This window comes from Methylophilus sp. 'Pure River' (assembly GCF_046765995.1).
Classification (GTDB): Bacteria; Pseudomonadota; Gammaproteobacteria; order Burkholderiales; family Methylophilaceae; genus Methylophilus.
Window position 1 is genome coordinate 102,943 of sequence record NZ_JBKOUE010000005.1, and the last position, 21,271, is coordinate 124,213.

Annotated in this window: 21 protein-coding genes; 10 read left to right on the forward strand and 11 right to left on the reverse strand. The window is 50.8% G+C overall.

All coding sequences use genetic code 11. The features are described 5' to 3' along the window. Positions 1–126 precede the first annotated feature (126 nt). Both tpx (ACIDE9_RS07280) and tpx (ACIDE9_RS07285) read left to right on the forward strand, forming a co-directional pair. Positions 127–633, forward strand: coding sequence for a thiol peroxidase (tpx, locus tag ACIDE9_RS07280; protein ID WP_411993839.1), 507 nt, complete (start codon positions 127–129; stop codon positions 631–633). Positions 634–722: 89 nt separating this feature from the next. Next, complete coding sequence (gene tpx / locus ACIDE9_RS07285) at positions 723–1,226, forward strand: thiol peroxidase (protein ID WP_411993841.1); 504 nt, start codon at positions 723–725, stop codon at positions 1,224–1,226. Between the two features lie 62 nt (positions 1,227–1,288). Here tpx (ACIDE9_RS07285) and fabF read toward each other — a convergent pair whose 3' ends face one another. The 8 genes from fabF to ACIDE9_RS07325 all read right to left on the reverse strand — a co-directional run bounded on the left by fabF (position 1,289) and on the right by ACIDE9_RS07325 (position 7,708). Continuing rightward, entirely contained in the window at positions 1,289–2,521 is a 1,233-nt protein-coding gene (fabF, locus tag ACIDE9_RS07290) for a beta-ketoacyl-ACP synthase II (RefSeq protein WP_194741886.1), read from the reverse strand. A 52-nt stretch (positions 2,522–2,573) separates the two neighbouring features. Continuing rightward, complete coding sequence (gene acpP / locus ACIDE9_RS07295; protein WP_019882196.1) at positions 2,574–2,810, reverse strand: acyl carrier protein; 237 nt, start codon at positions 2,808–2,810, stop codon at positions 2,574–2,576. An 86-nt stretch (positions 2,811–2,896) separates the two neighbouring features. Beyond that, on the reverse strand, positions 2,897–3,637 hold the full coding sequence (fabG, locus tag ACIDE9_RS07300) for a 3-oxoacyl-ACP reductase FabG (RefSeq protein ID WP_194753513.1): 741 nt from the start codon (positions 3,635–3,637) through the stop codon (positions 2,897–2,899). A gap of 9 nt (positions 3,638–3,646) precedes the next feature. After that, positions 3,647–4,570, reverse strand: coding sequence for an ACP S-malonyltransferase (fabD, locus tag ACIDE9_RS07305; RefSeq protein WP_411993844.1), 924 nt, complete (start codon positions 4,568–4,570; stop codon positions 3,647–3,649). Between the two features lie 73 nt (positions 4,571–4,643). Next, a complete protein-coding gene (locus ACIDE9_RS07310) occupies positions 4,644–5,585 on the reverse strand; it encodes a beta-ketoacyl-ACP synthase III (RefSeq protein WP_411993846.1) in 942 nt (313 codons plus the stop codon). 48 nt (positions 5,586–5,633) lie between these two features. Further along, complete coding sequence (gene plsX / locus ACIDE9_RS07315; RefSeq protein ID WP_194741883.1) at positions 5,634–6,686, reverse strand: phosphate acyltransferase PlsX; 1,053 nt, start codon at positions 6,684–6,686, stop codon at positions 5,634–5,636. Between the two features lie 146 nt (positions 6,687–6,832). Beyond that, the gene (gene rpmF / locus ACIDE9_RS07320) at positions 6,833–7,012 is read right to left on the reverse strand and encodes a 50S ribosomal protein L32 (protein WP_018985326.1); all 180 of its coding nucleotides are present in this window, start codon (positions 7,010–7,012) and stop codon (positions 6,833–6,835) included. 189 nt (positions 7,013–7,201) lie between these two features. Further along, positions 7,202–7,708, reverse strand: coding sequence for a YceD family protein (locus ACIDE9_RS07325; RefSeq protein WP_194753511.1), 507 nt, complete (start codon positions 7,706–7,708; stop codon positions 7,202–7,204). A gap of 334 nt (positions 7,709–8,042) precedes the next feature. Here ACIDE9_RS07325 and ACIDE9_RS07330 point away from each other — a divergent pair, with 334 nt between their 5' ends. The 5 genes from ACIDE9_RS07330 to ACIDE9_RS07350 all read left to right on the forward strand — a co-directional run bounded on the left by ACIDE9_RS07330 (position 8,043) and on the right by ACIDE9_RS07350 (position 14,362). After that, positions 8,043–9,461: an acetyl-CoA carboxylase biotin carboxylase subunit gene (locus ACIDE9_RS07330; RefSeq protein ID WP_194753510.1), complete on the forward strand. Its 1,419-nt coding sequence runs from the start codon at positions 8,043–8,045 to the stop codon at positions 9,459–9,461. Between the two features lie 43 nt (positions 9,462–9,504). After that, a complete protein-coding gene (gene oadA / locus ACIDE9_RS07335) occupies positions 9,505–11,352 on the forward strand; it encodes a sodium-extruding oxaloacetate decarboxylase subunit alpha (protein WP_411993849.1) in 1,848 nt (615 codons plus the stop codon). A 61-nt stretch (positions 11,353–11,413) separates the two neighbouring features. Beyond that, on the forward strand, positions 11,414–12,010 hold the full coding sequence (locus ACIDE9_RS07340) for a Maf family nucleotide pyrophosphatase (RefSeq protein WP_411993850.1): 597 nt from the start codon (positions 11,414–11,416) through the stop codon (positions 12,008–12,010). Positions 12,011–12,101: 91 nt separating this feature from the next. Continuing rightward, entirely contained in the window at positions 12,102–13,541 is a 1,440-nt protein-coding gene (locus tag ACIDE9_RS07345) for a DUF4139 domain-containing protein (RefSeq protein WP_411993852.1), read from the forward strand. A gap of 104 nt (positions 13,542–13,645) precedes the next feature. Beyond that, positions 13,646–14,362, forward strand: coding sequence for an SAM-dependent methyltransferase (locus tag ACIDE9_RS07350; protein ID WP_411993854.1), 717 nt, complete (start codon positions 13,646–13,648; stop codon positions 14,360–14,362). A gap of 49 nt (positions 14,363–14,411) precedes the next feature. On the opposite strand, the gene ACIDE9_RS07355 is transcribed toward ACIDE9_RS07350, so the two are convergent. Both ACIDE9_RS07355 and ACIDE9_RS07360 read right to left on the reverse strand, forming a co-directional pair. After that, positions 14,412–14,990, reverse strand: a complete 579-nt coding sequence (locus ACIDE9_RS07355; protein WP_411993856.1) for a PEP-CTERM sorting domain-containing protein — start codon at positions 14,988–14,990, stop codon at positions 14,412–14,414. 189 nt (positions 14,991–15,179) lie between these two features. Continuing rightward, positions 15,180–15,620 carry a winged helix-turn-helix transcriptional regulator gene (locus ACIDE9_RS07360; protein WP_411993858.1) on the reverse strand — a complete coding sequence of 147 codons (441 nt, stop codon included), beginning with the start codon at positions 15,618–15,620 and terminating at the stop codon, positions 15,180–15,182. A 148-nt stretch (positions 15,621–15,768) separates the two neighbouring features. Between ACIDE9_RS07360 and ACIDE9_RS07365 the strand changes: the two genes are divergently transcribed. Both ACIDE9_RS07365 and dinB read left to right on the forward strand, forming a co-directional pair. After that, complete coding sequence (locus tag ACIDE9_RS07365; RefSeq protein WP_411993860.1) at positions 15,769–16,254, forward strand: ester cyclase; 486 nt, start codon at positions 15,769–15,771, stop codon at positions 16,252–16,254. Positions 16,255–16,515: 261 nt separating this feature from the next. Beyond that, positions 16,516–17,679, forward strand: coding sequence for a DNA polymerase IV (gene dinB, locus ACIDE9_RS07370; RefSeq protein WP_411993862.1), 1,164 nt, complete (start codon positions 16,516–16,518; stop codon positions 17,677–17,679). Between the two features lie 26 nt (positions 17,680–17,705). Here the strand turns inward: dinB and mutL are convergent, their stop codons facing one another. Further along, a complete protein-coding gene (gene mutL, locus ACIDE9_RS07375) occupies positions 17,706–19,586 on the reverse strand; it encodes a DNA mismatch repair endonuclease MutL (protein ID WP_411993865.1) in 1,881 nt (626 codons plus the stop codon). A gap of 34 nt (positions 19,587–19,620) precedes the next feature. Here mutL and ACIDE9_RS07380 point away from each other — a divergent pair, with 34 nt between their 5' ends. Continuing rightward, complete coding sequence (locus ACIDE9_RS07380; protein WP_411993867.1) at positions 19,621–21,144, forward strand: helicase-related protein; 1,524 nt, start codon at positions 19,621–19,623, stop codon at positions 21,142–21,144. The last annotated feature ends 127 nt before the right edge of the window (positions 21,145–21,271 follow it).

Sequence of the window (21,271 nt, forward strand, 5' to 3'; positions counted from 1 at the left end):
CTGGTTGACAGCGTTAAAAACCCGGATCCATCCACGCCAGCCATACTGGTTAACATATGATAAAAAACTTAACCTATCGGCGTTATGCTCTATGATGTCTGACGTTTTAGTGAATAGATAACAGATATGCCGAATGCCACTGCTTTAATGGACGACCCGATACTGGTTGAAGACGATTTACCGAGTCTGGGGCAAACACTCCCCTTCTTTCAACTGGTTAACCATGCCCTGGAAGACGTGTCATTGGAGGCGTTTAGCGGTCAGCGTAAAATCCTGCATTTTTTTCCTGGCATAGACACATCGACCAGCGCCAACAGCGTCCGTAAGCTGGACAGCCTGGCGGCAAACTTACCCAACACGGTCATGCTGCATATCTCCCCTGATCTGCCTTTCACCATGACGCGTTTCTGCGCCGCAGAAAACCTGTCTACCGCCATTCACCTCTCAACCATGCGTGGCCGCGACATGCTTAAAAACTATGGCGTACTGATGATGACCAGCAAACTGGCAGGATTGCCAGCGCGCGCACTCATTGTTGCTGATGAACAAGACCGCGTGCTACATGTGGAACTGGTCAAAGAGTTAACCAGCGAACCTGACTACGCTGCCGCCCTGGCTGTCCTGCAAAAGTGATTCCCTTACTTTTTATGTGGTTGATTGACATCGGCTGACAAGTTAAAGTGCTCGTTTAACACTCATTCATCAATGTTTTGGAGACAATTATGGCAAGCGTAACGCTTAAAGGTAACCCGGTCGCCGTTGGCGGTAAATTTTTGGCTGCAGGCGATGCTGCCCCGGCTTTTCAACTGGCAGATGCCAAGCGCAACCTGGTTGGTCTGGATGCTTATGCTGGCAAGCGTAAAGTCCTCAACATTTTCCCTAGCATTGACACACCGACTTGCGCGACTTCTGTACGCACATTCAACAAAGAAGCCAGCAGCGTAAACAACACTGTTGTATTGTGTGTGTCTGCGGACCTGCCGTTTGCACAAAGCCGTTTCTGCGGCGCAGAAGGCCTGGAAAACGTCGTCACCCTATCTACTTTCCGTGATACTGCCAAGTTTGCTACTGACTACGGTGTATTCATCACTGACAGCAGCCTGGCTGGCTTAACAGCACGTGCAGTGGTTGTACTGGATGAAAACAACAAAGTATTGTATAGCGAACTGGTAGGCGAAATTGCTGATGAGCCGAACTACGCTGCTGCGCTGGCCGTATTGAAATAAGCCATTAGTACACAATAAAAAAGCCAGCAAATGCTGGCTTTTTTATTTGGCATCATTGAGACTTAAACGCGCTTGAACAACAGGCTGCCGTTAGTACCACCAAAGCCGAAGTTGTTTTTCAGGGCATATTCAATCTGCAAATCACGTGCGGTATTGGCACAATAATCCAGATCGCATTCAGGATCCTGATTAAACAAGTTAATCGTCGGCGGTGAAATCTGGTTGTAGATAGATAACACCGTAAATACAGACTCCAAACCACCGGCGCCGCCCAATAAGTGACCCGTCATAGACTTGGTGGAGTTCACCACCAGTTTATAAGCATGATCACCAAACGTCGCTTTAATCGCGTTGGTTTCGTTGGTGTCACCCAACGGTGTTGACGTGCCGTGCGCGTTCATAAACTGCACCTGGTCAGGATTAACGCCTGCATTTTTCAAAGCGTTTACCATCGAGCGACGTGGACCATCCATATTTGGCGCGGTCATGTGATAGGCATCGGCGCTTAAACCGTAGCCAGCCACTTCAGCGTAGATTTTCGCACCACGTGCTTTGGCGTGCTCATATTCTTCGAGCACCATCACGCCTGCACCTTCGCCGATGACAAAGCCATCACGGTCTTTATCCCAGGGACGGCTGGCCGTTGCCGGATCGTCATTGCGGTTAGACAAGGCTCTCGCAGAGGCAAAGCCACCCACACTGAGCTCGGTGATTGCTGCTTCAGCACCACCAGCCACCATGACATCAGCATCGCCGTATTCAATCATACGTGCCGCTTCGCCAATGCTGTGTGTGCCTGTGGTACAGGCCGTGACCACGGCGATATTCGGGCCTTTTAAGCCCAGCATGATCGACAGGTTGCCTGAAATCATATTGATAATGGTGCCAGGAATAAAGAATGGCGAGATCTTGCGCGGGCCACCTTCATCATAACTGTCGTTTGTGGACTCGATCAGGCCCAAACCACCAATGCCGGAACCGATGGTCACGCCGATGCGCTCAGCATTAGCATCAGTCACTTCCAGGCCGGAGTCTCGGAAAGCTTCCAGACCAGCTGCGAGGCCATACTGGATAAACGTATCCATACGGCGGGCATCTTTGGCTGGAATAAAATCTTCAGCGTTAAAGCCTTTGACCTCGCCCGCAATTTGCGAAGCGAATGGTGTGGGATCAAATTTGGTGATGCGGGTAATGCCTGATTGACCAGCAACCAGATTGTCCCAAGCGGTTTGGGTACCAATCCCTACTGGAGACACCACGCCCAAGCCAGTTACTACTACTCTGCGTTTCGTCATAATAGAAAATCAGCCCTCTTGCGAGGGCTGATTGAAGAATGAAGTCAATGAATTACTTGAGGTTTGCGTTGACGTAGTCAATCGCTTGCTGCACGGTTGTGATTTTTTCTGCTTCGTCGTCAGGAATTTCGCAATCGAATTCTTCTTCCAAAGCCATCACCAATTCTACGGTGTCCAGAGAATCTGCACCCAGATCATCTACGAAAGATGATGTGTTTTTAACGTCAGCTTCGTTTGCACCTAATTGTTCACAAACGATTTTCTTTACGCGTTGTTCGATGTCGGACATCTAAAATACCCCTTTGTTGATAAGTGTCGTGTTCAGTAAACCGGTATTCTAGCAAAACTTGCCCAGAATACCAAAGAAACTATGTATTAAGCGCAGTACATGCCGCCATTGACATGAATGGTTTCGCCAGTAATGTAAGCCGCTGCTGGCGATGCCAGGAAAGCCACCGTGGCCGCAATTTCATCCACTTGGCCCAAACGCCCTACCGCAATGCGCTCCAGCATTTTGGCTTTGATTTCTTCTGGCAGTTCGGCAGTCATGTCTGTTTCGATAAAGCCAGGCGCCACACAGTTCACCGTAATGCCCCGGCTACCAACCTCTTGCGCCATGGACTTGGTAAAACCGGTCATGCCCGCTTTAGCCGCCGCATAATTGGTCTGGCCTGCGTTGCCCATATGGCCAACCACGCTGGAAATATTGATAATGCGGCCTTGACGCGCCTTCATCATTGGGCGCAGCACAGCCTGGCTCATGCGGAAAACCGACTTGAGATTGGTGTTCAACACCGCATCCCAATCTTCATCCTTCATGCGCATTAACAAGGTATCTTTAGTAATGCCTGCATTGTTCACCAGAATGGAAACTTCACCGTACTGTTCAGAAATCTGCTTTAAAACCGCTTCGATTTGCTCTGGTTGGGTCACATCCAGCGCCAGGCCCACGCCATTCACACCAGCAGCTTTCAGGTGCGCGGTAATCGCCTCCGCACCACTGGCCGAGGTCGCCGTACCAATGACTGTTGCGCCCTGCTTACCCAAGGTCTGCGCAATCGCTGCGCCAATGCCACGGCTTGCGCCAGTCACCAATGCTACTTGTTGATTCAACATATCCACTCCTTATTGCGCAACAAATGCTTGCACAGATTCATCATTGACCAGCGCGACACACGTCATGTCAGCCACAATACGCTTGGCCAAGCCAGCCAGCACTTTGCCCGGGCCGCATTCAGCAGCACTCAACACCTCTTGCGAGGCCAATTGTTGCACGGTCTCTACCCAGCGGACCGGACTATGTAATTGGCGCACCAGCGCGTCTTTGATTTGGGCAGCATCGCTATACGCAGCCACGTCGGCATTGTGCAGTACCGGCACCACCGGCGCTTGCACAGCCACGTTTTGCAGATACTCACGCAGCTTGTCCGCTGCAGGCTTCATCAAGTCGCAGTGCGACGGCACGCTCACAGACAACGGCAAGGCACGTTTGGCACCTTTCGCTTTGGCCAACTCCATGCCACGCTCTACGGCAGCCTTGTCACCGGCAATCACCACCTGGCCTGGCGAGTTAAAGTTCACTGCCTGCACCACCTGACCTTGCGAGGCTTCGGTACACACAGCACGCACCGTGTCATCATCCAGCCCCAAAATAGCCGCCATGGCGCCCTGACCTTCTGGCACGGCTTGCTGCATGACCTGCGCACGAAACTTGACCAGTGGCAACGCATCCGCGAATGAAATAGCACCAGCCGCGACCAGCGCGGTATATTCGCCCAGGCTGTGGCCCGCCATGGCGGTTGGCAACTTGCCGCCCAACGCCTGGTAGACGCGCCAAGTGGCGACACCAGCTGTCAACATGATAGGCTGTGTATTTTCGGTCAGATTAATTTCGTCATTGGCTTCTGTCGCCATTTTCCAGAAATCGACGCCCAATACGGTAGAAGCCTCATCAAAAGTTTGTTTAACGATGGCATGGGCTTCTAAGCCTTGCATCATGCCAACAGACTGAGAGCCCTGGCCTGGAAAGAAGAAAGCAAATTTAGACATAATTTTTTCGCGTAAAGACTAAAACAAAATACAGGCCATGATATGCATGGCCTGCAGGTAATCAATAAGCTGATTAATATTTAACCAGCGCTGAACCCCAGGTAAACCCGCCACCAAAGGCTTCCATCAGCAAAATCTGCCCGCGCTGGATACGGCCATCGCGCACCGCAGTGTCTAGCGCTAACGGGATGGATGCTGCAGAAGTATTACCGTGTCTATCCACCGTAATCACCACTTTTTCCATCGGCAGATCCAGTTTTTTGGCGGTGGCTTGCAGAATGCGGATATTGGCCTGATGCGGCACCAGCCAGTCAATATCAGACTTCTGCATATGATTCGCTTCCAGCGTCTCATCCACAATCTGGTCCAACGTATTCACCGCCATTTTAAACACGGCATTACCCTCCATCACCACGGTGTCAGGGCCTTCCTCATTGCGAGGCACATGCAGATAGGTTTCGTAATTGCCATCGGCATGAATATGGGTGGAAAGTACGCCAGGCTGCTCGCTGGCTTGCAAGATCACCGCCCCGGCGCCATCTCCCCACAAAATACAGTTGCTGCGGTCTGTGTAGTCGGTGATACGGGTAAAGGTATCTGCGCCAATGACCAGCACGTTGCCATATTGACCAGATTTGATAAATTGATGGGCAGTGGTCAGTGCATAGACAAAACCGCTACAAACCGCTTGCACATCAAAGGCAGGACAGCCGCTGATGCCTAGCTTGCGCTGCACCATGGTAGCAACACTGGGGAAAATCTTGTCCGGCGTGGTGGTTGCCACAATGATCAGGTCAATGTCCTGCGCCTGAATGCCTGCGGCTTCAATGGCATTACGTGCGGCATGCGTGGCCAGGTCACTGGTGCGCTCATCGGTGACCCGGTGACGCTGCTTGATACCCGTTCTGGCAAAGATCCACTCATCAGTGGTATCAACCATCTTTTCCAGGTCGGCGTTGGTTAAAATATTGGCTGGCAGATAGCTGCCAGTGCCTGCGATGCGTGCGTTAATCATCCGTACGATTATGCCTTAATTGGGTCAAATTACCTAGCTGAATGCAGTTCAAGACTGCTCGGAAGTCGTCAGGTGTTCGATTTCAAGCTGCGCCTGAATACGCTTTAAAATACCGCTCTGCGCTTCTTCCATCGCCACGTGAATCGCATGGTAAAAGCCGACACTGTCCGCCCCGCCATGACTTTTTACGACAATACCGCGCAAGCCCAAAAAGCTGGCACCATTGTACCGACGCGGATCCAACCGTCTTTTAAATGCCTTCAATACCGGGAAAGCCCCCAGTGCCATCAACTTGGTCAACCAGTTACGCTTGAATTCCTGCGTCAGGAACTTGCCCATCATGTGCGCCAGGCCCTCAGTGGTTTTTAATGCCACATTACCGACGAAACCATCACAGACCACCACATCCGTCGTGCCTTTGAAAATGTCATCGCCTTCCACGTTGCCGTAAAAATTCAAATGACTGCCACGCAGCAATTCGGCCGCCTGCTTGGCCACTTCATTTCCCTTGATATCTTCGGAACCAATATTGAGCAAGCCAACGGTAGGATTAGGCTTATTGCTGATACAACTCACCACCATCGCCCCCATAATCGCAAACTGGTAGAGATGCTCGGGAGTACAGTCAGCATTGGCACCGAGGTCGAGCATAAACGTGCTGCCCTTCTCAGAAGGCAAGGTAGACGCAATGGCCGGCCTGTCGATGCCAGGTAAGGTTTTGAGCACAAAACGTGCAGTCGCCATCAAGGCACCCGTGTTACCAGCGCTCACGCAAGCTTGCGCCTCGCCGGTTTTCACCATATTGATTGCCACGCGCATGGAAGAATCTTTTTTATTCTTCATCGCGCTTTGCGGTGATTCATCCATGAGCACCACTTCACTGGCGTGATGCACGCGCAAACGCGGGCCAGGTGACACATGCAAAGCTTTTAATTCAGCTTCTACAGCATCTTGCAGGCCCACCAGAATGATATTGAGATTAGGATTTTCGTTCAAAATACGCACTGCCGCAGGCACAGTCACATGTGGACCGTGATCTCCTCCCATGGCATCAATGGCAATCACTACTTCCTGTGAATGCGCGTGTTGACCAGTTGTCATGTTATTTCCCAAATTTACTTTTTGACACCGCATTACTATCAAATAGCTCAGCTTGCACCAGAAAAGTAGAGGCTTACGCCAGATACACAAACGCCGCGCATTTTACTGCGCGGCGTGTTTTAAAGCTTGACGCTTTAATGCAGCGATTATTCGCCTTTAGCTGGCATCACTTTACGGCCACGGTAGAAACCGTTTGGGCTTACGTGATGACGCAAATGTACTTCACCAGTCGTTGGCTCAATCGCCAAAGGTGGGTTTGTCAAAAAGTCGTGGGAACGGTGCATGCCACGCTTGGACGGTGTCTTTTTGTTTTGCTGAACTGCCATTTATATACTCCAAAATCAAACCGCCACACCTCAGAGATTGAAGTTAAAGGGCAGTTATAAATAAACTTAAAATGCTACCTAATCCGCAATTATAAAATATTCCAGAGACAACTGCAAATAAATCCTGCAAATATCGCTTTTCATTTGCTTTTTTACACTTTTAGGCGCGGTCGATAGAACTATCAACAATCATTTATCCAGCTTCAACTGCTTGAGCGCCGCAAACGGATTAGGTTTTTCACCGGCAGATTGCTGCAAACTGACGCACGCTTCTTCATGCATCACCGCAATTGGCAAGGCCATCAACAACTCATCCTCAACCAATGACTCAACAGTCGTTTCGTCACCCTCTTCCAACCAATCCACCTGCTCATCTTCAAGCAGCGCCTCAGGCGGCTCATCACACAACGCAAACTCAAATTGCAAATCCAGCACTTGCGGCAACGGCGCAAAACAACGCTGACACACTAACGGCAACTCGGCTTGCACCTCCAAAAACAACATAGGCAAAGCAGTCTCACCAAAAAAACGTGGCGGTAAACCTTGCAATTGATAACGCACCCGCAACGCACTCAATGCAGCCGCATCATTCACACCCAATGCCTGCAAAGCTTCTTGCAAGCGCGGCAAGGCTGACAACACCAGCTCACCTTCACTGCTTTTTTGCTGCCGGGCCAGCTCCTGAAATCGCGTCATAACCGAACAAAACTCTCAATATCAATAAGCATGACACTATAGCAAACTCGGCTAATTTTGACGACCAGACACATGCCAGACAGCCACCAAAATGACGTTCCACTTTTTAAGACCTCGGTTTGTTGTTATAATGACGTCGCATCACGCGGCGCTCTTTTCATGGGCGCGCTCATGGTGCCGGTTTGCATAATCGGCCATCCGCTCAGGCGGCCTCGTTCATGCAAAACCACAACCAAACCAACTCAAAGCGCTTTAAATACAAGCAGTTGCTAACTAAATAAACGATTGAGTTACTAAAAGACTCTGTCCTTTTTTCTTGCTTTAAGGGTAATGTGTGTTTAAGAAAATTTTAGTCGCGAATCGCGGTGAAATTGCGGTACGTATTGTGCGCGCCTGTTCAGAAATGGGCATTAAATCGGTTGCGATTTACGCGGACGCCGATCGTCATGCCTTGCACGTCAAAAAAGCGGACGAGGCCTATAACATTGGTTCCGATCCAGTGGCAGGCTACTTGAACGCACACAACATCGTCAATATTGCCGTGGCTGCGGGCTGTGATGCCTTGCACCCTGGCTATGGCTTCCTGTCTGAAAATCCAGAGTTGGCTGAAGTCTGCGCACGCCGCGGCATCAAGTTTATCGGCCCAGAAGCCGACGTGATTCGCCAGATGGGTGACAAGATTCAGGCACGTAACGCCATGATCAATGCCGGCATTCCTTGCGTGCCGGGTAGCGATGGCAACCTGGAATCTCTAGATGCCGCTGTGCAACTGGCTAATAAAATTGGCTATCCGGTGATGTTAAAAGCCACCAATGGCGGTGGTGGCCGTGGCATTCGTCGTTGCGACAGCGAAAAAGAATTATTAAGTAACTATGACCGCGTCATTTCAGAGGCCAGCAAAGCCTTTGGTAAACCTGAAGTCTTCCTGGAAAAATGCGTTGTCCATCCCCGCCATATTGAAGTACAGATTTTGGCCGATGCACATGGCAATGTCATCCACTTGTTTGAGCGTGACTGTTCTATCCAGCGCCGTAACCAGAAGCTGATCGAGATTGCACCATCGCCGCAACTGTCACAAGCACAACGTGACTATATTGGTGGCCTGGGTGTGAAAGCAGCCAAAGCAGTCGGTTATGAAAATGCTGGTACGGTCGAGTTCCTGCTCGACTCTGACAATAATTTTTATTTCATGGAAATGAACACCCGCTTGCAGGTGGAACATACCGTGACCGAAACCATTACCGGCGTGGATATCGTACAACAACAGATTCGTGTCGCTGCCGGATTGCCGCTGCAATACAAACAAAGCGAAATCGCCTTCCGTGGTTTTGCCATGGAATACCGTATCAACGCTGAAGACCCGCAAAAAGATTTTCTGCCCAGCTTTGGTAAAATTACGCGCTACTACGCCCCAGGCGGTCCTGGCGTGCGTATGGATGCAGCTATTTACAGCGGCTATGTGATTCCGCCCTACTACGACTCCATGTGTGCCAAGCTGACCGTTTGGGCATTGGACTGGGAAGGTGTGATTGAGCGTGGTCGCCGCGCACTGAATGACATGGTCGTTTATGGTGTCAAAACAACGATTCCTTACTACCAGCAAATCATGCTGCACCCGGATTTCCGGGCTGCCGATTTCAACACCAGTTTTGTGGAGCAACATCCGGAGCTGACAGAATATGATGTTGGATTACCAAAAGAGTTGATGGCCGCAGCGATCGCTGCCGCGATTGCTGCCCACGAAGGCATTTGATTAACCGTATCGCAGATATTAAATTAATTAGATCGACAAGATTATGAGCAAAATACATGTCACCGAACTCGTTTTAAGAGATGGACACCAATCCCTGATCGCAACGCGCATGCGTACCGAAGATATGCTGCCGATTGCCAGCAAACTGGATGAGATTGGTTTCTGGTCCCTCGAAGCCTGGGGCGGTGCCACCTTTGACGCCTGCGTGCGCTTTTTGAAAGAAGACCCATGGGAGCGCCTGCGCAGCCTGCGTAAGGCATTGCCAAACACGCCGATCAACATGCTGTTGCGTGGCCAGAACTTGCTAGGCTATCGTCATTACTCTGACGATGTCGTGCATGCTTTCGTCAAACAGGCTGCTGACACCGGTGTCGATGTATTCCGTATTTTTGATGCGATGAATGACATCCGCAACCTGAAAACAGCGATCGAAGCCGTTAAGAACGTTAAAAAACATGCGATTGGCACCCTGTCCTTCACCACCAGCCCGGTGCATGACATCAATTACTTCGTCAACATGGCTAAAGAGCTCGAAGGCTTGGGTTGCGACAGTATTGGCGTCAAGGACATGGCAGGTTTGCTGACGCCAACCCTGGCGGGCGACTTGGTCAAGGCACTGAAAGCCGCCGTCAGCGTACCAGTTCATATGCATAGCCACGCCACCTCTGGTTTAGCCAGCATGGTGATGCTGAAGAGCGTTGAAAACGGCGTGGATATTATTGATACCTGTAACTCATCCTTCTCTGAAGGTGCAAGCCACCCGACCACTGAGAGCCTGGTGGCTGCTCTGAAAGGCACGGAGTACGACACCGGCCTCGATTTGGGCAAACTGCAGGAAATCACCGCTTACTTTAAAGAAGTACGCAAGAAATACTGGCAGTTCGAAAGCGAATTCACTGGCGTAGATACCCGCGTCCTGGTTAACCAGGTGCCGGGCGGCATGATTTCCAATCTGTCTAACCAGTTAAAAGAACAAGGTGCACTCAACCGTATGGATGAAGTGCTGGCTGAAATTCCTCGTGTACGCCAGGATCTGGGCTACCCTCCATTGGTCACACCGACCTCACAAATCGTCGGTACTCAAGCTGTATTGAACGTATTGACTGGCGGCCGCTATAAGTCCATCACTAACGAAGTGAAAAACTACCTGTTGGGCCAATATGGTAAGGCACCTGCTGCTGTGAATGCTGACGTGCGCAAACAGGCTGTAGGTGATGCAGAAGTTATCACCTGCCGTCCGGCAGACTTATTGCAGCCAGAAATGGTCAGACTGCAATCTGAAGCCGAGCGTTTTGCCAATAACGAACAAGACGTACTGACTTACGCCATGTTCCCGGATATTGGCCAGACCTTCTTGCAGGAACGCAATGCGGGCTCACTGCAACCAGAACCATTGTTAAGTAAAGAAGCCGTGACCCAGCAAACGGCGGCGGCACGCTACGCGCCTAACGAATTTAACATCACGCTGCACGGTGAAACCTACCATATCAAATTGACAGGTAGTGGCCACGCCGGTGAAGAGCGCAAGCCTTACTACGTCAAGGTTGATGGCATCTCCGAAGAAGTGTTTGTAGAAACGCTGAGCGAGATGGAAGTCAGCGGCGGTGGTTCTAACGGCGGCAAGAAAAAAGCCGTATCCGTGGCTGCCAGTGGCCGTCCACGCCCCAGCCACCCAGGCTGCGTCACTACCGCCATGCCAGGCACTATTGTCACAGTGAAAGTCAACGTTGGTGACAAAGTCAATGCTGGTGATGGCGTATTGGTGATCGAAGCCATGAAAATGGAAAATGAAATCCAGGCCAGCAAAACCGGCACGGTGGTAGCGATTCACGTTGCCAAAGGTGACAGCGTCACCCCGGACGAAACACTGATTGAAATTCAACCTGAATAATCCGGACAGACAGAAATCCCTGAAGCAATTCAGGGATTTTTGCTTTTAGCCCAGTGTGATCATGACCAAACCGCTCATTCTTGCCTCTTCCTCTCGTTATCGCCGCGAAGTACTGCAAAAGCTACATTTGCCATTTTCGTGTATTTCACCCGAGATAGATGAAACCCCACTCGATAGCGAGAGCCCTGAGCACACCTCGTTGCGCCTGGCCGAGGGCAAGGCACGTAAAGTGGCCGAGAGCCAGCCTGGTGCGTTGATTATCGGCTGCGACCAAGTGGCCACTGTCGATGGTTTGCAAATAGGCAAACCTGGCAACCACGAAAATGCGGTCAAACAGCTCACCATGCTCAGCGGCAAAGAAGTCATTTTTCATAGCGCCCTGTGCTTGTACGATAGTCACAGCCAGCACATGCAAGCGACTATCGTGCCCTACTTTGTGAAATTCAAAGCATTAACGCCCCTGCAAATTGAAACCTACTTACGCCTGGAGCAACCCTACGATTGCGCAGGCAGCGCCAAATCTGAGGGCATGGGCATCGCGCTGCTAGACTATATGCGCGGCGACGACCCCAATGCCCTGATTGGCCTGCCAGTCATTGCACTGGTCAATATGCTGCAACAAGCCGGAGTAGATGTATTATCTGCATCACGTACTTAACGCAAAATAAAGCCGTGTGTTAACTTTTTGAACGGCTGTTGCGTTATGTGAGTCTCAAGCGTACGCGCTTAATAACAACGAGAGGATCACCATGCGACTCAGCTCCTTACTGCTGTTTTCTTTAGGCAGTGTTTCCCTGTGCAGTACAACTATCGCTCAAGCAGAATCTAACACCGTCAGCCCGCAATCCGACCAGACCAGTGTCGCAGTCACCATCTACAATGAAGACCTGGCTCTTGTCAAAGACAGCCGCAAACTTAACCTAAGCAATGGTTTGTCTGCACTGTCATTCCGCGACGTGAGTGCACAGATCAAACCCGAAACCGCTTTGCTACGTAGCTTGCAACCAAACGCCAGCCTGCAAGTGCTGGAGCAGAACTTCGACTTCGATTTGCTCACGCCGCAAAAATTGCTGGAGAAATATGTCGGCCAGCAAGTCACCATCATCCGCACTAATCCCACTACCGGCGCTGAGACTGAAGAAGCTGCGACCGTGCTGTCAGCCCAGGATGGTGTGGTGCTCAAGATTGGCAACCGCATTGAAACCGGTATTCCTGGCCGCATCGTGTATCCCAGTGTACCCGGCAAACTCAAAGACCGGCCTACCCTGACCACACAAGTGCAATACAAAGGGGGCGAGCAATCCAGCCTCGAATTAAGCTACCTCACCGGCGGCCTGCAATGGAAGGCCGACTACGTGGCCGAACTCAGCAGCAAAGAAGATGCGATTGATCTCTCCGGCTGGGTCACGCTCACCAACACCAGTGGCACCGCTTATCCTAACGCCAAAGTACAACTGGTAGCTGGGGATGTGAACCGCGTACGCGAAGCCATCCGCCCTAAAACCATGATGATGCGCTCTGAAGCCATGGTCGCTGACGCCGCTATGCCATCAGAACAAGGCTTGCTTGAATACCATTTGTACACCCTGCCGCGTGCAACCACTATTGCCGAGAACCAGACCAAGCAAGTGGCCCTGCTCTCCGCGCAACATATCCCGGCACGTAAAGAGCTGGTATTAACAGGTGCCGATTACTACTATCAGGGCCAGTACCGTGACATGGAGAAAAAGCAAAAGGTACAAGTGTTTGTCGAGTTTGAAAATAAGGAAAGCAGCAAGCTAGGCCTGCCTTTACCCAAAGGCACCATGCGCGTGTATAAAAAGGATAACGATGGCACCGCCCAATTTGTTGGTGAAGACCAGATCGACCATACCCCGAAAAATGATACTGTGCGCCTTAAACTCGGCAATGCATTTGATGTCACCGCCGACCGCGTACAAACTGACTTTAAAAACCTGAGCAAACCAAATCAGTCGCAAGTCTATGAAAGCGCCTATGCCATCACCCTGCATAACGCCAAAAAAGAAGCGGTGACAGTGACGGTACAAGAGCCACTCAATGGCGACTGGAAAATCCTCAATGAATCACAGCCACATAAAAAAACCAGCGCGCACCAAGCCAGCTGGCAAGTCAATGTGCCTGCGGAAGGTGATGTAACGCTTAAATATCGTGTGCAGATGAAGTACTAAGCCACAACATCCAAGCGGTCTCAAAAAAAGCATTCTTGCAAAAGAATGCTTTTTTTATGCCCTGCATGGGATAATCCGGCTTTTAAAAACCTATCGATCATATTATGGCTGCCGGCACTTTATACTTTATCCCCGTCCCTCTCGCTGAAGGCACCACCCCGCAACAAGTGCTCCCGCCAGAAGTCGTGCAACGCATGCACAGCCTGCGCCACTTTATTGTCGAAAACGAAAAAACTGCGCGCCAGTTTCTAGCCGCCAGCGGCCACCCGGTACCTATCCGCGAATTAAACCTGTCAGTGCTCACTAAAGATACGCCGAGCAAAGACCTGGCTAAATTATTGCAACCCATACAGCAAGGCACTGACGTAGGATTAATGAGCGAAGCTGGCTGCCCAGGCATTGCTGACCCTGGCGCCGCACTAGCGGCAGTTGCACATCACAAAGGCATACGTGTGGTGCCTTTAATCGGCCCGAGCAGTTTGTTACTGAGTTTGATGGCCAGCGGCCTCAATGGCCAGCGATTTACGTTTTTAGGCTATTTGCCCAGCGATAAAAATGAGCGCATCAAAACCATCAAAGGCATTGAGTTTGACTCCAGAAAACAACAGGCCACACAGCTGTTTATCGAAACGCCTTACCGCAACCAGCATGTGCTGGAAGACCTGGTTGCCAACCTGCAACCGCTCACGCTGCTATGCGTGGCATGCAATATCACGGCACAAGATGAATTAATTGTAACTAAAACCATCGCCGACTGGAAAAAATCAGCGTTGCCGGATGTGCATAAAAAACCTACCGTATTTCTGCTGCTCGCAGCATAAACACACAAAAGCCCCGCACCAGGCGGGGCTTTTCACTACAAACGCGCCATCAGGCCGTACGGCGGCGAACCATAGCTGCCATCAAGCCAAACCCTGCCAGCAACATGCTGTAAGTATCAGCCTCAGGCACTGCCGTCGTTGGCGTCATGGTTACCCAGTAAACGCCCAAACCATTGTTTTGATAAGCCTGAAAAAACGGAAAAGTCACTAATACCTTGCCATAGTTACCTGCATCCGTTTTAACCGCAAATACTGAGTTAGCCGTGAGCAAATTCCCTACATCGCCACCGCTAATGCCAGTGGCAGAGTAAGTCAGCGTCTCAAGGTCACTCACGGTCAATGCATTAAAACTCAAACCACCAACACCTATTTGGCCGACATAAGCGAGTTGAGCCGTTGAATAAGGCATCAATACGCGGCTCGTCGCCGTAATTTGCTCCCACCAGACATCTGCACCAGGACCAGTTGTTAATGACCCGGCATCCAAATCGAATAAATAAGTACCCGGAATCACCGCCACACCCTCTGAAACAGACGCAGCCTGTGCACTGGTGGCAACACCACTCGCCATGGCTAAACCCAGCAACGCAGCTGCCATGCGCTTGTATGAATGTTTAAACAATTTCATCTTCACTCTCCAAATTAACAATAAAAGTCCATCATTATTAACTTATTTTAACATTATTTGCAATGAGTTAATTAGAAAGAAGCCGTGTACGTGACTTGAGCGTGGCTTAAATGCTAAAAAGCCTTATCATCAACAAGGCTTTTTTAGAGTAGATCATCTATACGATGCGCTATCGGTTTAGTCCCACGGTCAGAATCGAACTCTTCTGATGCCACTAATCTCCTGATTAAGCGCCTCTTGCGAAAGCTGATCATAATGGCTTTGCGCCAGCAGTACCTGTTCGATATTCGCTTCTGACCATACGCGCAATGCAGCCAGTAAACCTACCAGCGTGTTACCCAATGGCGTAATCGTATACTCCACTTTTGGTGGCACGGAGGGGTAAATCTTACGAGCTACCAAGCCGTCACGCTCCAATCCTCGCAATGTTTGCGTCAGCATCTTTTGTGAAATACCGCCGATCTCACGCTGCAAAGTACTAAAACGTTTGGTTTCATTCTCTAGCAGACCTAACACCAGCACCGTCCATTTATCCGCAATCCGGTTCAACATCAAGCGCGTCGGGCACTCTGCCTGATAGGCATTCCAGCTAGGTGCAATCTGCAATGGTTGTTCAATCTCTTCAAGCATAGCCACTCCCTTTGCATCCAAGGCCAATTCAATGAATATCAATTACAAAAGTTACTTTAAGGTGCCTACTTACTAAAAGTAACCATAGAAATTATCATGCGCAACACCTCTACCACGCAAGCATTTTTTAACCATAAAAGGAAACGCAATGAAGCTATTTAAACCCCTGCTTACCGCTTTGCTATTCACCACCCTGTTAACGAAAGGAAACCTCACCATGGCACAAGACCAAACTCAACAAAATAAACAACTGCTAGCAGATTTTGCCCAGGACGTTTTTGTTAAAAAAGACCTGAGCCAACTGCCTAACTACATACAGCCAGGCTATATTCAACACAACCCGCTCGTGCCACAAGGTTTAAGTGGATTTAAACAGTTTTTTGACGACTGGTTTAAAGCCGTCCCTGACTGGCACTATCAACTGGAAAAACTGGTGGCTGAGGGCGACACCGTGTGGGCCTATGGCGTGTATTCCGGCACCCAGCAAGGTGACTGGTTAGGCATTCCTGCTACGGGAAAGCATTACCGTATTTATGCCGTAGATATTTTCAGGATAGAGAATGGTAAGCTCGCAGAGCATTGGGATGTGCTGGATGCTTACGGCCTATTCAAACAACTGGGCGTGATTCAGTAGCAATCGCACTCACCTATTCAATAAAGCCTATCCCGCATAGGCTTTATTACTATTGAATCATTGAATGAAGCCAACAATTACAGCAATATCAAATACCGTATAAAAAAGCATTCTTGCACGAGCATGCTTTTTTATTACCCGTCATGGGATAATCCAGTTTTGTATATTGCTCAATATCGTTGGCAGCCGTAGTTTTATATTCACCTGATGTTGAATCCCTGATTCCACCTCTGCTGCCAAGCTTCCAAGTAAGTGGTTGACATGTCAGACCAAGAAACCAGGCGCATCGCACATATTGATATGGATGCTTTTTTTGCATCCTGTGAATTGTCTCGCTACCCGGAGTTGAAAGGCTTGCCTATGGTGGTGGGCGGGCGTTCCTCACATGCGCCACGGATCAGGGAAGATGGCATACGGGAGTTCTCGCGCCTACGGGATTATGCAGGCCGAGGAGTGTTGACTACGGCCACCTACGAAGCGAGAGCGCTGGGCCTCAACTCTGCCATGCCAACCATGCAAGCAGCCAAACTCGCACCCGATGCAATTTTGTTGCCCGTCAATTTTGAGCTGTATCGTCACTATTCCCGGCTGTTCAAAGAAGCAATTCGGAGTGTCAGCCCCCAAGTAGAGAATATCGGCATTGATGAGGTCTATGCCGATGTATCGACGCTGCCAGAAGACGCTCACGAAATTGCCCAACGGCTAAAATCAGCCGTATTTGCCGCCACTGGTCTCACCTGCTCAGTCGGTATCGCACCGAATAAACTATTGGCAAAGTTATGCTCTGAAATGCAAAAACCAGACGGCATCACTGTAATCACCATCGCAGATATCCCTGCCCGTATCTGGCCGATGCCCGCAAAAAAGATCAATGGTATAGGCCCCAAGGCCAGCGCAAAACTCGAATCACTAGAGATTAAGACCATAGGGCAGATTGCAGCCATGAGCGAAGCCTGGCTTGTTGAACATTTTGGCAAGAGTTATGGCCGCTGGTTGTATCAAGTATCGCATGGCCAGGACGAGAGGCCCGTCGTGACTGAAAGCGCGCCAGTCTCCATGAGCAGGGAAACCACGTTCGAGCGCAATTTGCACCCGGTGCGAGATAAACCAGCCCTGAGTCAGGCATTTACCCAGCTATGTGAGCGTGTCGCCAGCGATTTGCAGCAAAAAGGCTATGCCTGCCGCAAGATCGGTATCAAACTGCGTTTTGATGACTTTAAGACGGTTACGCGCGACCTGACACTCCCAACACCTATCAGCGATGCAAGATCATTGCGGCAGTTTTCTGGAAAATGCCTGAAAAGGATAGATTTAGATAAAAAGATACGATTGTTAGGCGTGAAAGCCAGTGGTCTGGTGCGAGCTGATAGCCTGGCTCATGCCGATTCAGCGCAATTTACGCTTGATTTCACCTTTGAAGAATAAAGCGCTTTCAATTCAATCCACGATGGCTATTGTCCCCGCATAAACATCTTGTCCAGGTCGCCCAGACTCACCTGAAACCAGGTGGGTCTGCCGTGGTTACACTGCCCGCTTCTTTCAGTCACTTCCATATCCCGCAGCAATGCGTTCATTTCAGTGATCGTGAGTTGCCTATTGGCCCGGACGGCGGCGTGGCAAGCCATGGTGCCCAAGATTTCATTTTGCCGTTCGAGCATGACACGGCTGGCGCCGTACTCATTTAAATCGCGAAGCACCGCCCGTGCTAGGGCAACGGCATCCGCCTCTCTCAGCATGGTCGGCACGGCACGGATGGCGATGGTTGTTGGTGACAAGGTAGCGAGGTCAAAACCGAGCTGTTGCAAAGTATCGCTGCCATTGAGGCTTTGCAGGGTAGCGATTTCAACCTTCTCCGCATAAAAACTGATGGGAATCAGCAGAGGTTGCGTCGCAATCGCCTGTTCGCTCAGGGCGTTTTTCAGGCGCTCATACATAATGCGCTCATGCGCAGCATGCATATCAACAACAACCATACCCTGCGCATTTTGAGCGAGGATATAAATGCCATGCAATTGGCCCAATGCAAAGCCCAACGGGTATTGTTGTGGCACTTCGCTTGTTGCTTGAATTAAATCGGCGACAGGCATTTCCTGCAAACCGACAGAAGAATGACTTTCTTCCATATTCTCAGCCGTTGCCGCAGGTTTTAAATCACCATAGAGCTGGCCGTAAAACTGCTGCGCCAACGCGGTACCATTGCTCACACTTGGCTGGTAATTGCCACCAAACGCCGGGCGACTTTGCAAAGGCATTTCGACCTGTTCACGTGGCATATTAAAAGCGGGGGCATTACCAGGCCGAAACGGGTTAAACGGCGCTTGCACGGGCTGGCTAGCCTGAATTTCGGCCGAGGTTTTACCCAAGGCTTTGTGCAGGCTATGGAAAATAAAGCGATGCACGGCTTGCGACTCGCGGAAGCGGACTTCGGTTTTGGCCGGGTGTACGTTGACATCCACCAGTGATGGATCGAGCTCTAAAAACAGCACGAACGCTGGATGCTTGTCACCATGCAGCACGTCCTGATAGGCTTGTTTAATGGCGTGGGCGATCAGTTTGTCGCGTACGAAACGGCCATTCACAAACACATATTGGCTATCGCGGCTGTGACGCTGGTAAGTCGGCGACGCCGTCATGCCCCACAGGCGCAAACCACCGCTCTCTTCTTCCAGCCAGACGCTTTGCGCCGCAAACTCACTGCCTAGCACGTCGGTGATGCGTTGTTGTGGTGTATTGGCCGCCAGGCGCGTAATCGCCTTGCCATTATGCTGCAATAAGAAGCTGACATTGGGCCGTGACAAAGCGACACGGGTAAACGCATCTTCGCAATGGCCAAACTCGGTGTTTTCAGTTTTAAGGAATTTGCGCCGGGCCGGGGTGTTAAAGTACAAATCATGCACTTCTACGATCGTGCCTGCATCCAGTGCGGCCGGGCTCACGGCCTGCCCTTGCGTGCCTTCAGCGGCAATTTGCCAGGCATGGCTGGCCGCTTGCTGGCGGCTAGTCAACACGGTACGTGAGATTGAGGCAATACTTGCCAGCGCTTCCCCCCTAAAACCCAAACTACCCACTTGCTCCAGGTCTTCCAGGCTTTGAATTTTGCTGGTGGCATGCCGCGTAAGTGCAAGTTCTAGCTCGTCTTTGGCAATACCATGGCCATTGTCCGTCACTTTGAGTAACTTCATGCCGCCTTGCTGTAGGGCTACCTGCACTTGCGTGCTGCCTGCGTCAACGCTGTTTTCCAGCAATTCTTTGAGCGCCGAGGCTGGGCGCTCGACCACTTCTCCAGCAGCAATTTGTGAAATGAGTTGGTCAGGCAGTAGTTGGATTTTCATCCTGCCATTTTAAACCGTTTGGTAGAATGACTGCATGTTCGCCAACGAATTTCAGCAATATTTATCCCGCTTTACGCTCGCCCGCCAGTTGGGTCGCCAGCATCACTTTTACGTGGGCCCGACCAATTCTGGTAAAACCTACCAGGCGCTTGAGACCTTACGCCAGGCTGCGTCTGGCGTTTACCTGGCGCCATTACGCTTACTGGCGATGGAAGTCCGCGATCGCCTGATGCAGGCTGGCATACCGTGTAACCTGGTCACTGGCGAAGAGCGTGTGATGGTGGCAGGTGCCAAACATACGGCCTCGACCATTGAGATGTTGCGGCCAGATATGGCGGTAGAGGTCGCTGTGATTGATGAAATCCAGATGCTGATGGATCCGGATCGTGGCAGCGCCTGGACCGCCGCACTGGTGGGTGTGCCAGCCAAACAGGTATTTATCTGTGGCGCCAATAGCGTGACAGAAAGCTGCACACGTGTGCTGGGCGCCTTAAATGAGCCTTACACCCTCACCCACTTGCAACGCATGACACCGCTGCTGATTGAAGACCACAGTATTTGCGGTGCACGCTACCACGCGGCCAAATTACACAAGGCCCTGCAACCCGGCGATGCGATTATCGCCTTTAGCCGCAAAGATGTGCTGACACTCGCAGCACGCATTCGCCAATGGGGCTTGAGCGTTGCCACCATTTATGGCGCACTATCGCCAGAAGTCCGTCGCGGCGAATCTGCCCGCTTTGCCAATGGAGAAGCGCAAATACTGGTGGCAACAGACGCCATTGGCATGGGTCTCAACCTGCCTATCCGCCGCGTGATTTTTGCCAATATTCATAAATTTGACGGTGTCGCCCCACGCCCGCTCAACGCCACCGAAATGCGCCAGATTGCGGGTCGAGCAGGCCGCCACGGCCTTTATGACACCGGCTATGTAACGGTACTGGAAGATGACGAGCAATGGCATTTGCAAGCCATGCTGCAAGTCGACGATACCGTGCCGCCGTTTGCACTACCTATTGCGCTAGGCGGTGGGGATATTGAAACTTTAAGCCAGCAAATCCCGACCTGGCGGCTGGCTGAGTGTGTGGAGTATTTGCACAACCAATACGCCAGGCAACACGACCAACAGCACTTGCAATGGCAAGTCACCGCATTGCAGTATCAACAGGCATTACTGATAGATGAAATTGCGCCTACACTCAGCATGCGCGATAAATACCGCCTCATGTGTGCACCGCTGGCGATACAAGTGCCGATTGCAAGGGATTATTTTATGCAATGTGTCACCGCTGTCGCCACGCAACAACCGCGGTCGTTACCTAATATGCCGGATTGGCTGAATGGACAACAGGCACAATACCTGGAGCAGGCCGAGTTGATTTGCCAGCATTTGAGCTTGTATAGCTGGCTGTCGTATCAGTATCCACAGGTTTTCCCGGATAGAACGTTGATTGATGATGCGAGGAAAAAGCTGAATGCGTATATCAGCAGAGCGTTGCGGGTACAGGCGGGATATGGGAAGACGCAGCGGGAGGCGGAGTTGGCGCAGTATCGTTAAAAAAATGGCAGCATACTGTCAGATTGCTTTTCGCTTTCACAGCGAGTTACTTTTCTTTGCTTGCACAAAGAATAAGTAACCAAAAGAAATGCACCCCAACTTCCGCTTGTTTCCTGTGCTACTCGAA